The organism is Nostoc sp. MG11 (assembly GCF_014904695.1).
Classification (GTDB): Bacteria; Cyanobacteriota; Cyanobacteriia; order Cyanobacteriales; family Nostocaceae; genus Komarekiella.
Window position 1 is genome coordinate 171,607 of record NZ_JACXXN010000013.1, and the last position, 11,380, is coordinate 182,986.

The following is an 11,380-nucleotide window of genomic DNA, read 5'->3' on the forward strand; positions in this document are numbered from 1 at the left end:
TGGCGCAATTTTTATAGACAAATCAGTAATTATTCTTACATCTTCAGTAAATATGATCAATAATTTTTACTAAGATTAATCAAATCTTTAAAATATAAATACAATAAATACTTTATAGCTTGCTTAAAAGTTAGATAGAATAAGCGTTTCAACTTAAACTTACTTAAATCTCTGTATAAAAAATTTTAATATAATTTAAAACTCTAAGTGTAGCTACTAGAATAGTTTTCAATAAATAGATTGCTTGCATTTTGATGCTTGTTATTATGCACGGATTGAGTGGGAGATTTATCGCAAACAGTATCCAACTCTTTGACCCCACTGCAAATGGACGCCACAAAAAACGGCGCGGTTTGCCTATGCTAAATCACAGTACCGCTTTTACAATACTCGTCTAGAGCAAATTTTACGCCCTTATATTAGTGAAGTGAATCAGCACTTGCCATAGCTCCTGACTCTTCTCCTTGACTACTTGGACTACACAAACCATTTGAATCCCTGATCTGCCCTGATGGACAAGCTGACTGTTCTTAAGTTTTCGCTACAGAGTCAAGAGTTGCAGGGCAGATGATAACTACAGAACATAAGCTAAATATAAGGGACAGTCCCTTTTTTCCTGATTTCATTGAATATTACTCCTTATCTTAATAGTTTATTGTTGTGCTGAGTAATCCATCCGTTCTACCTCATTAGGCATCAAATCCTCAATGCGTAAAGTTGTGCGTTGGCCTGGACTTAAACCTTCCACCTCAATTAGACAGGGGATATAAGCATCCTGCTCGTGGATAAAGTTCATTGTAAATGCGTATGCACTTTTAATATTCCTGGCTTCAACTTGGCGAATTTGAGACTGAAATTCCTTTCTTATTCCCTCTTCAAATGACAGTTTTTCTTGGGAAACACCATTACTATAAAGATGGTATTCAAGTGTGCCACAAGTATCGCTACCTGCGTAGTAAATAGCCGAAGTATTTAGTAATACGGAGTCATAGTAACTGTAGCTCCTACCCCGATGAATAGCGCTATTTTTCGTATGTAATTCATGATTAGAAATTAAAGTGAGTAAGCCTTTAGTAAGGCTTTTAAATTTCATTCATAAGTGAGTATATAGTTTTTTTTATAACTATTGCTCCGGTAAATCTACGCTCTAATATAGTTGTGTTATCTTAAAAATATAGTATATTTTATAGCAAACATTTAATAAAATTTAAGTAATAATCCTTAAGAATATATTTAAAGAGATAAACAATGCTATGGAAGATAGGAATTACACTTGATATAGAGTGTGAAAATCTCAAGAAAGAAATTTGCTTTTTAAAATGCTTATGGATTTGATGGTTGAAGATTTAGCGGCAATTGATAATAAACTTTCTGGGCGTCATATTAACCTTGACCCCGGTGGATATTTCATTATCTACTTGGATCAAGAAGCGAAGTTAATTTATGCCAAGCATTTCACAAATGTGATTGATGAGCGTGGCTTAGCTGTCGATCCAAAAACAGGGAAGGTGATTCCTGCGCGGGGAAAGGTTGAACGAACTCACACAACAGTTTTTAGTGGAAGGACGGCGAAAGAACTTTGCGTGAAGATTTTTGAAGAAACTCAGCCCTGTCCAGTAACTCAGTTAGACCATGCAGCCTATTTGGGTAGAGAATTTGTCCGAGCTGAGGTGGCTTTAGTGACAGGGCAAGAGTATGTTCAAGATTAAAGTTAAGAGGTAAAAATGCATAATTCCTAACTCTTAACTCTCATTCTTACATCACCCATCAGATGATGGCTGATTTATCTGGTAGATATAGTAAGTTGCCATTGGAATAACAGTGGCAGCAATTAATAGTCCTACTACCCAAGCAGTAGCGTTACCGCGATCGGTTTCTCCTGCTTTTTTAAAAGTGCCTTCTACCTGAACTTTGTCAGCGATTTTGGGTGGACCTGGATCAGTATTGCCAGAAAGGACGGCGACTAAGCGATCGCTAGCATCTAAAAATGCCTGATTGTATTTGTTACCGTCCCGTAATGGCACACTTACTGTTTCGGTAGCTACACTCTCGGCAATAGAATCTATCAGCAATGACTTGACTTTATCTCCAGTAATAATGGCGGTACCATTGGTAACTGTATCCAGCACCAATAAGGTTTGATTGGCTTGAGTTTGTTTTGTGGGAAACCATTTTTCAAATAATGCTTTGGCAAAGCTTTCCGGTGTTTCCCCGTAGTCTAGGCGGCGAATGGTGACGATTCTAACTTCATTACCAGTTTGCTTTGCTAAATTCTCGAAGGCACTGCCAATTTTACCTTCATTCAGACGGCTGACAATTTCACCTTGATCTACAATCCAGGTGTTGTCGCCTGCTGCGAGGTTGGGCATTTGATACACACCTGTGGCTAAAGCGGGTGTGGCAAACAGCGAAGCCGCTAGAATCATTGTCACAAAGGATAGAACTAGCCGGATCAGGTGTTTTTTACTGCTAAATACTTGCTTGAGGAGCTGTTTCATCGTATGAACTCTAAGACAGACTTGCACCAAAAATACTACACAAACACTGTAAAAATCACCTGATTCACGTTTTTCTCAACTCAGAAATTTCTAATACAGCTAGCAAATAGATATTTTTCGAGAATTTTTATTGCACAAATCTGTCTTGATTGTAACTGTAAGCGTTAACTACTAACGCCAGTTATACAAATACTGACAAAAAATACCGCCCTTTTTGGGAATTAACCCAAATATTTAGGGCGGAATTTGCAAACCATCTGAAAACTCTATCATAATTATGAAAATTTTTGGCGCAATTGCTTACATTTTTTTATATCTGCGAATAAATCTCCCTGCCATACTGATTGAGGAGCATTAACTAGATTTTTCTGCTTGTTGATTGATGGGATAAATTGTCTAGGCTAAATGTAAATTCAGTATAAATGTATGACCTTAATTTTAACTAACGACGATGGTATTGATGCTCCTGGTATTCAAGCCCTAGTCAAAGCTGTAAACGGCAATGCGATTATCGCGGCTCCTAAAGACCATCAATCGGGCTGTGGGCATCAAGTTACCACAACTCGCCCCATCAACCTCCAACGACGTTCTGATACCGAGTATGCGATCGCTGGCACTCCCGCTGATTGCGTCAGAATTTCAATAACACAAATTAGCAAAGATGTCAAATTTGTTTTATCAGGTATTAACGCTGGAGGGAATTTAGGAGTTGATGCTTATATTTCTGGGACTGTTGCTGCTGTGCGGGAAGCCGCAATGCATGGTATTCCGGGAATAGCCATTTCTCATTATCGCAAAGCCAAGCTGAATTTTGATTGGGATATGGCTGCAAAATTGACAGCTGAAGTTTTAGCGGACTTACTCAAGCGTCCCTTAGAACCGGGAAGCTATTGGAATGTGAATCTACCACATCTGCAACCGGGAGAACCCTCTCCTGAAGTGGTATTTTGTAAACCTTGTACCAAACCTTTGCCAGTCAACTATCGTGTTGATGGCGAAAACTTTTATTATGTAGGGGAATATAGCAAACGCGATCGCACTCCTGGTAGCGATGTGGATGTATGCTTTTCTGGCAACATCGCTGTAACTCAGTTAAGACTTTAACATCAGTATAATAGTAACCATTTTGTAGCTTGATAACTGATAATTATTAGTCATCTGCTCCTTGAATTAATGACGTAAGTTGATCTAAAGTTTTTGTTAGTTGGTTGAGTTTTTGCAGTGAACTATCCTGAGATTCCGCAAGGGTTTGTACAGCATCACACAAGGCAAAAATTTGATAGCCCTGTTGCTGAACCTGCTTTCCTTGTTCTTCAACTTGCACACTGAGAGTCTCCAATCTTTCTGCAAGACGTTCAATTGTCTCAGTTGTCGAAAGTACTGCTTCCCCAATTTGCTCAACAATGGATTCCAATCGACTGATTTTTACTTCAATCCCTGCTGAAATCATTTCTTTACCATCCTAATTTTGAGAGATTATCATAGTAAAATTACTAATAGAATTTGGGATAACTTAATACTATTACAAACACCAAATAGTCACTGCTATTGCAATATTATGCGTGATTTTGTTATTTGGTGTCTTTTGCCTAATTATAGAGGCATTATTATGCCACGTACTTATAATTTAGTTGCCTTAAGTTAACTTGCATCTGTTAGTTGTATGGTGCAAGACAAGCTATCTCATACTTTTAGTAATAAAATCTATCTTCGGAAGATTTGTTTCGCTTACTACTGGCATTTTTATCAGATTTTTATACGAAGTTATGTTCAAAAATATACTCGTTGTTAACTGAAAGGGAGATTCGATAACTCTCTTGGGCGGTTTCTGTTGTAGACTCCGGTAAATGGTAGAGACAATTTATTGTCGTTAGAGAAAGGACAAAACTTTAGGTGTTGCGTTGGCTACTTTTAAAGGGCTAAACGAAGAAATCGAAGTTCTGTATTTTCTCTCATGACCATGAATTAGCCCTGCAATAGAAACAAGGAGAGCTTCTGGAAGAATGGACGGTTTGTCACAAGTATCAGAAGTTTAGAGAGCCAGGAGATAAAGATATTTTGACTCTCCTTTTACTAAGAAGACTGAATGCAGCTTGATACTAATTCAACTTTTAACTTTATTTACTGACTTAATAGCCAAATTTAACACTAAGATTTTTTTATTTTCACTTAAAATAAATAGCATCTCTCCTAAGATATACTTAATTAAGTTTATCGTAAATTTATATAAAGTCGTGATCCCCAGAAACTTGATGAAGATTAAGTAAATATACGGTAAAGATGAATTACTTTCAATAACGCTAAGTCTATAGTCAGAATAAGGCTAAGTAATTATACTTTTGTTGCTTAATATATATATTTGACTTGGCAATGTACCAAACACCACTAACAAGCATTTTTCCAAATGCGAATTCTCAAATATGGGAATTACAATATGTTCCTCACCCCTCGGTACAGTCTAAATTTAAGCGTTGTTTGGACATTGTGGGGAGTTTAGTAGGACTATTGATTTTAGCGATTTTGTTTGTGCCGATCGCGCTCGCAATTAAAATCGATAGCCCTGGTTCAATTTTCTTCACTCAAGAACGCTACGGACTCCAAGGTAACACCTTTCGGATTCGGAAATTCCGCTCAATGGTTAGTGATGCGGAACGATTAAAATCTTTAGTGAGTAACGAAGCTAACGGACTCATCTTTAAAAACAAGAATGATTTCCGAATAACAAAGGTAGGACGTTTTTTGCGAAGCACAAGCTTGGACGAACTACCTCAGTTTTGGAATGTTCTGGTAGGCGAAATGAGTTTAGTAGGAACACGTCCACCTACTGGTGATGAGGTAATGAAATACACTCAGCATCACTGGAAACGTTTAAATGTCAAGCCTGGTTTAACAGGTGAATGGCAAGTTAGTGGTCGTTCTCAAGTCAAAGATTTTGAACAAATAGTTGACTTAGACTTGCGATATCAAGAAAATTGGTATCCGTTGTATGACTTGTTGTTGATTGCGAAAACCTTCTACGTGATATTTGGCCGAATTGGAGCTTTCTAACCAAGGGATTTTAAATGGGTAATTGTTTAAACCTTTTTCCAAAAGTAATTACCCATTAGCTATGACTAAAATCTAAAAAAACTCGACAAAATAATTACTAATTCGTAATTCGTAATTCGTAATTCAAGGTAGAAGCCCCTGACTTCAGTTGTGGGGTAATAATTACGAATTACTTTAGCGTAGCCCACTATCAATTACGAATTATTTTGACCAAATATATTTGAATTAAATTATTGAATTGCTTAGAAATGCGATACCAATCGCACAGAAAGCAAAACCAGCAATGCGGATTTTCTTGGACAAACTACCCAGCCCACTACTAATTTTTCTAGCACTCATAACAACCGCAAACTGAGTCAAAGTAATACCTAGTATATAGGTAAGCAGTGACATCACTTCTGTGCCAATAATTGATTCAGTGTGAGCGTAACCCTGAAATAAACCAGCAATCACGCTCAGCAGCGCAAGAATCAGGAGGTTATGTTGTGGCATTACCAGCATAGTGCCAGAAGCGATCGCAGAAATTGCGATGATAATTTCTACGCTTGGTAAATTTAGCTGTAATAAATGGATTCCTATGCCAAAAAGTGCTGCCAATCCAAAACATGCAGCCATCACACCGCCACGAGCAACCCCAGCCGAAAGTAAACCAATAGCAACGATACTAATCAAACAATTCAAGCTAATCACTGGATCTGCCAGTCCCCAAACAAAGCCTTCCCAGCAATTAGAGATGGTATGATCATCAGGCGTTCCACTCAACGAACTCAGTAGGCTAATTAAAACTAGAGCTGCGATCGCTCTAATATGGCGACTTTCTAACTTAGACTCAGTGAAATCTCTTGCATCCAGAGATTTGGATAATGCAATTTTAAACATTATTTATGCCAAATTAGTTTTTTCGGTAATTTATACTACCCAAATCTTCAAAAAACTAACGCAGTAATTCCTCTACTTGATGCTGGCTCCACAAAGTTCTGTAAAGACCCTGTTGTTGCACCAGTTCTAAGTGATTACCTCTCTGGACAATTTTTCCTTTTTCCATCACAAAAATTCGATCAGCAGCAGCAGCAGCAGATAATTGGTGAGTGATAAAAATTACTGTTTTCCGCTCTGTACCACTAGAGAGATTGTTTAGGATTTGTGTTGCTGTTTGATTATCTACGCTAGAGAGAGCATCATCCAAAATTAACACTGGAGCGTTGACTAGCATTGCCCTAGCCAAAGCCGTACGTTGTCGCTGACCGCCGGAAAGAGTAATACCACGTTCACCAACGATGGTTTCATATTGCTGGGGAAAATTAATAATTTCCGTATCAATTTGGGCAAGTTTAGCAACAGCTTCTACATTTTCGGTTTCGCTAACTGGGTCGCCATAGCGGATATTATTTTTGATTGTGGTGCTAAATAGAAAACTATCTTGAGGAACGTAGGCGATCGCACTTCGTAAATCTGTCAATGCTATCTTTGTAATATCGAAATCATCCAAAAATAACTGCCCCGCCTCAATATCTAACAAGCGCGGTAAAGCATTCGCCAAAGTTGACTTCCCAGAACCAATCGCCCCGACAATTGCCACTGTTTCCCCCGGAACAATGGTAAAGTTGACATTTTCTAAAGCCGGGGTAGCAGCACCAGGGTAAGTGTAGCTGAGATTTTTAGCTGTCAGTTTTCCTTTAATTTCAGCCAGTGGTAGATGTACAGCATCACTTGCATCTTGAATTTTTGGTGTGACAGTGAGAATAGACTCAAGACGGTCAATACTAACTTCACCTCTTTGATAAGTAGTAATTGTGAATCCTAAAAGTGCAGTAGGGAAAACTAAACGCTCTACATAAATCAGCAGTGCCAAAAAGTCGCCAACAGCAAGCGCCCCAGAAGACATCCGCGTTGCGCCTAACCAAATGATGATCAGTGAGCTGACATTTGCTAGCCCATTTATCAGTGGAAACAGTATATTTCGGCTTTTTGCCAGTTCCAAGTTAGCTGTCAACAATTGCTGATTCTTCTTAGCAAAAGCTCGACGCTCATTTTCTTCTTGGGCGTAGATTTTAATCAGGGCCATGCCACTGATATCCTCTTGGATGAGTTCACTGATTTCGGAAAGTTGCTCCTGTACTGTTGCTTGTTGTTTACGTAAGCGATTGCTAAACAGATGCACCAATAAGAACATTAAGGGATAAACTGCCAGTGATGCTAATGTCAGGTCTACACTAATCGACAACATCACTGGCAGCGTCAGCGTATAAGCAAACACCGTGTTTGCCAAACTCAGTACAGCAAAACCCAATAATCGCCGGATATTATCCACATCACTGGTAGCTCTACTGATTAAATCACCAGCAGTGTTGCTGGCAAAATAAGACGGCTCTAGCTTGAGTAAGTGCTGAAAAATTCGTTGTTTCAGGTCAAATTCTACCTGACGCCCCACCCCAAACAGCCAGATGCGCGAAGCCATACGCATGAGCCACATGGCTGAACTGAGCAAAATGATTGGTACTACGTAATGTAGTACTTGATTCCATCGGAAGGTTTCCGATAGTTGGTCAACTGCTGAGCGAATCAACAAGGGTATATAAACGCCCAGCCCATTGACAGACAATAGAGCAAGAATACCTAAAGTAGCCTCCCGCCAATGGGGACGCAGGTAAGCACCGAGTTTAGCGATTCGTCGAGATTTTGCCATTAAAGCAATTATGCAACTTGATCATCCTAGACTAACTGCTGATAAGTCTGTGCTTGATAGCGGCTCTTACGGGCAATACGTTCTCAGTTCGGGAGTCAGAAGCCGAAAGACAGGAGAAATAATCTTCTGACTTTTGACCCTCATAGTTACTTGTTTCAGTTGATTACCGCTGAACACGCAAAAATCTGTAAACTTCGGTGAGATAACTTTCCCAAGTTCTGGTTGTAAATAGCAACGTTTCCGCACTGGGTACAAAATCTTCAATCCGTAAACCACGTGTCCGAATATCTTGAGGATTTCCTTGTTGTAACAGGTAAGGGGGGACTCTCAAATTATTAGAGAGGATGCTATCTCCTAACACATCTGAAATGTTTGCTGTAGTAGTTTGTTGCCCTAATGCTACCAGTGTCCCAGATGTAGGTGTAGCAATTGCGTAGCCATCACCTCCTGTTGTTACTAGAGGCGCTCTATACAAAAAGTAGGCGACAGCTGGTGTACTTGCCAACAGCAAAATTGTTAGTGCCCAACCCAACAAGTATCCTCCTGGTTTATCTATTCCTCCTCCTTTAATTCTCTGAGCAGCAAAAATCATCAGCAAAACAGAGGCTCCTAAAGGCTTGAGCGGAAAAGATATCATTCTCCACAATGACGCCACAGCTGGCTCATTAGGGTTAACAAACGACAGAGCTACGATTATCAACAGAATAACTAAGACTAATCGTCCTACAAAAGATCCCGAAGGATAGAATCTCTGGAACAGAGAGTATACGATAGTGCCAATAAGCAGCCACAGCAGTACTCGGCTTAGCAGTAAAAACATAGATTAACTCTCGAATTTTCTGGTGCAGTCAGCCTAGAGGGTTCGGGAAGTGGATTTATTTTATCGTCAAACTGTAATCGCACCATTACCTGACTTAAAATACCTCTAACCTCACACCCAAAGACTACCGTCGTAGTGATTTTAGTGCAATTTTTTGATACTGCGTCCATTATTTGAAATTTTCCACATGAGTAATGTGGCACCAGTGAATTAACCTAAGTGGGTATTATCAACTTAAAAGGAAAAACTATGTCGTCTGGAAAGCCTACCATTCTAGTGACAGGGGGAGCTGGATATATTGGTTCCCATACAGTGCTTGCTCTCAAGAGAGCAGGTTATGACGTTGTCATACTTGATAATTTAGTGTACGGGCATCGTGACTTGGTAGAAAAGGTCTTACAGGTAGAACTTGTAGTTGGTGATACAGGCGATCGCCCACTGCTGGACAACCTATTTAAAACCCATGACATTGCCGCTGTGATGCACTTTTCTGCATACGCCTACGTAGGAGAATCGGTTACTGACCCTGCCAAATACTACCGTAATAACGTCGTGGGTACTCTGACCCTGTTAGAAGCGATGCTGGCTGCTTCTGTGAAGAAATTTGTCTTTTCTTCCACTTGCGCCACCTATGGCGTACCGGAATTCGTACCGATTCCAGAAAGCCATCCCCAAAATCCGATCAATCCCTATGGCGCTACTAAGCTGATGGTGGAGCGGATTCTCTCTGATTTTGATATTGCTTATGGTTTCAAATCCGTGCGTTTCCGCTATTTTAATGCTGCTGGTGCTGATCCTAATGGCTTGCTAGGCGAGGATCATAACCCAGAAACCCATTTAATTCCTTTGGTACTGATGACAGCTTTAGGTAAACGGGAATCTATCTCGATTTTCGGCACTGATTACCCCACGCCTGATGGTACTTGTATTCGTGATTATATTCACGTCAACGACTTAGCAGACGCTCACGTTTTGGGATTGGAATATCTATTAAAAGATGGCGACAGTGAAATTTTTAATTTAGGCAATGGCAGCGGTTTTTCTGTTAGGGAAGTAATTGCATCTGCTGAGCAGGTTACAGAAGTTTCGATACCAATAGAAGAATGCGATCGCCGTCCTGGTGATCCACCGATTCTCATCGGCTCTAGCGAGAAAGCTAGAACTATTCTCAATTGGCAACCTCAGTATCCATCCATAAAAGATATAGTCGCTCATGCATGGCAGTGGCATCAAAAGCGACACAATTCGGCTTGATGACATTGAGCCGAGATTGCTGGATATTCGGAAATTTTAAGCTCTCAATAATTATTCTCGAAAGGCTTTGGTAATTTGTTACTTCTTTATACTTAACACCGTTATGGGTAACGAAAAATCAAGCCTTTTCAGCCACTATTTCCGTTTTCGTTCAGATCTCGGCTCAATGCCTTCCAGTCGCCATCATTAGCAAGATCCGGTTTTTCCCCTGAGCGATCGCTTCTAAACCTTGCTGAATGGCGTTTACTTAAGATCGGCAATTACCTGAATCAGTCCAGTCTGGAAGGCTGCGTCATAGGTAATAACAGGCAAACTTTCGAGTTCAACCTGAGCCATGATCATGCGATCAAAGGGATCTCGGTGGGTAATCAGCAGGCTTCCTGCTTTGAGTGCATGGGCTGTAGTGATAGCAAGTTCGATAAATTTAGCTTAATGCAATATCTGTGAATATTGCTCAACCAGTTGTTTGGCTTCAGGAAGTTTACCAATGCGGTATTTGGTGGCAATTTCCCAAGCAGAAGCACTGCTGACAATAATGCGATGATTTGGGTTGCGAATGATATCTCGGCAATCAGTGTTGAGTTTTGGGTCGTCAAAGAGCACCACAGCAGGATATGGGTGTCGATGAGGTAGCTTATTCCCATTCCTGAAGTTCCTCTTCTGGCAGTGGTTCAAAGAAAGCATCGCCGAGTTGTCCTTTCAATAAACCAGGAGTGCGGGGTTGTGTACGTTCTTGACTTAAACCTAGTCGAAAGTAGTGAATTAGGTCATAAAGTTCTGCTAGTTTATCTTTGGGGATGTCTTGCAGTTCTTGGACAATCTTCTGGATAAGCATAAGTCAAATTCTTCGGTAGTTATTAATCAATAAGTTCGTGGTCAGATTTATTAGGGCTATTGTATAAATGACAGTGTTCTGAATATTTATATGACCTAAATAATCTTGAATAGCCTCTATCCCACTGAAATATAGCAGCTAATACAGCACTTGCGTCTGTTATGAGGTACAATCAATTAAAATATAAATCCCTTTAAATGAAGTCATACTCTGTCGATCTTCGAGAAAAAATAGTTGCA

At 39.8% G+C, this 11,380-nt stretch carries 12 protein-coding genes and 2 pseudogenes; 5 read left to right on the forward strand and 9 right to left on the reverse strand.

The genetic code is table 11. The features are described 5' to 3' along the window. Nucleotides 1-235: 235 nt before the first annotated feature. Nucleotides 236-448 (forward strand): annotated as a pseudogene (locus HCR01_RS38820) (peptidogalycan biosysnthesis protein); the annotation flags it as partial. Between the two features lie 204 nt (nt 449-652). Here the strand turns inward: HCR01_RS38820 and HCR01_RS19490 are convergent. After that, on the reverse strand, nt 653-1,093 hold the full coding sequence (locus tag HCR01_RS19490; protein ID WP_193197757.1) for a hypothetical protein: 441 nt from the start codon (nt 1,091-1,093) through the stop codon (nt 653-655). Nucleotides 1,094-1,325: 232 nt separating this feature from the next. Here HCR01_RS19490 and HCR01_RS19495 point away from each other — a divergent pair, with 232 nt between their 5' ends. Then, the gene (locus tag HCR01_RS19495; RefSeq protein ID WP_193197758.1) at nt 1,326-1,709 is read left to right on the forward strand and encodes a DUF4346 domain-containing protein; all 384 of its coding nucleotides are present in this window, start codon (nt 1,326-1,328) and stop codon (nt 1,707-1,709) included. A gap of 51 nt (nt 1,710-1,760) precedes the next feature. On the opposite strand, the gene psb32 is transcribed toward HCR01_RS19495, so the two are convergent. Further along, a complete protein-coding gene (gene psb32, locus HCR01_RS19500) occupies nt 1,761-2,498 on the reverse strand; it encodes a photosystem II repair protein Psb32 (protein ID WP_193197759.1) in 738 nt (245 codons plus the stop codon). 426 nt (nt 2,499-2,924) lie between these two features. Here psb32 and surE point away from each other — a divergent pair, with 426 nt between their 5' ends. Then, the gene (surE, locus tag HCR01_RS19505; protein ID WP_193197760.1) at nt 2,925-3,602 is read left to right on the forward strand and encodes a 5'/3'-nucleotidase SurE; all 678 of its coding nucleotides are present in this window, start codon (nt 2,925-2,927) and stop codon (nt 3,600-3,602) included. Nucleotides 3,603-3,648: 46 nt separating this feature from the next. Here surE and HCR01_RS19510 read toward each other — a convergent pair whose 3' ends face one another. After that, nucleotides 3,649-3,948 carry a hypothetical protein gene (locus tag HCR01_RS19510; protein WP_162397395.1) on the reverse strand — a complete coding sequence of 100 codons (300 nt, stop codon included), beginning with the start codon at nt 3,946-3,948 and terminating at the stop codon, nt 3,649-3,651. A 920-nt stretch (nt 3,949-4,868) separates the two neighbouring features. On the opposite strand from HCR01_RS19510, the gene HCR01_RS19515 reads away from it, so the two are divergent. Then, nucleotides 4,869-5,546 (forward strand): sugar transferase, encoded by a 678-nt coding sequence (locus tag HCR01_RS19515; protein WP_193197761.1) that lies wholly within the window; start codon nt 4,869-4,871, stop codon nt 5,544-5,546. A 225-nt stretch (nt 5,547-5,771) separates the two neighbouring features. Here HCR01_RS19515 and HCR01_RS19520 read toward each other — a convergent pair whose 3' ends face one another. The 3 genes from HCR01_RS19520 to HCR01_RS19530 form a co-directional block, all read right to left on the reverse strand. Further along, a complete protein-coding gene (locus tag HCR01_RS19520) occupies nt 5,772-6,425 on the reverse strand; it encodes a HupE/UreJ family protein (RefSeq protein WP_193197762.1) in 654 nt (217 codons plus the stop codon). Nucleotides 6,426-6,480: 55 nt separating this feature from the next. Next, nucleotides 6,481-8,232 (reverse strand): ABC transporter ATP-binding protein, encoded by a 1,752-nt coding sequence (locus HCR01_RS19525; protein WP_193197763.1) that lies wholly within the window; start codon nt 8,230-8,232, stop codon nt 6,481-6,483. Between the two features lie 163 nt (nt 8,233-8,395). Then, nucleotides 8,396-9,052: a hypothetical protein gene (locus HCR01_RS19530; RefSeq protein WP_193197764.1), complete on the reverse strand. Its 657-nt coding sequence runs from the start codon at nt 9,050-9,052 to the stop codon at nt 8,396-8,398. A 249-nt stretch (nt 9,053-9,301) separates the two neighbouring features. Between HCR01_RS19530 and galE the strand changes: the two genes are divergently transcribed. Beyond that, on the forward strand, nt 9,302-10,306 hold the full coding sequence (galE, locus tag HCR01_RS19535; protein WP_193197765.1) for a UDP-glucose 4-epimerase GalE: 1,005 nt from the start codon (nt 9,302-9,304) through the stop codon (nt 10,304-10,306). 339 nt (nt 10,307-10,645) lie between these two features. Here the strand turns inward: galE and HCR01_RS40805 are convergent. From HCR01_RS40805 to HCR01_RS19545, 3 genes and pseudogenes are all read right to left on the reverse strand, one after another. Continuing rightward, nucleotides 10,646-10,726 (reverse strand): annotated as a pseudogene (locus HCR01_RS40805) (PIN domain nuclease); the annotation flags it as partial. 9 nt (nt 10,727-10,735) lie between these two features. Continuing rightward, nucleotides 10,736-10,912, reverse strand: coding sequence for a type II toxin-antitoxin system VapC family toxin (locus HCR01_RS38825; protein ID WP_226889445.1), 177 nt, complete (start codon nt 10,910-10,912; stop codon nt 10,736-10,738). A 28-nt stretch (nt 10,913-10,940) separates the two neighbouring features. Then, nucleotides 10,941-11,141: a hypothetical protein gene (locus tag HCR01_RS19545; RefSeq protein ID WP_193197766.1), complete on the reverse strand. Its 201-nt coding sequence runs from the start codon at nt 11,139-11,141 to the stop codon at nt 10,941-10,943. Nucleotides 11,142-11,380 lie beyond the last annotated feature (239 nt).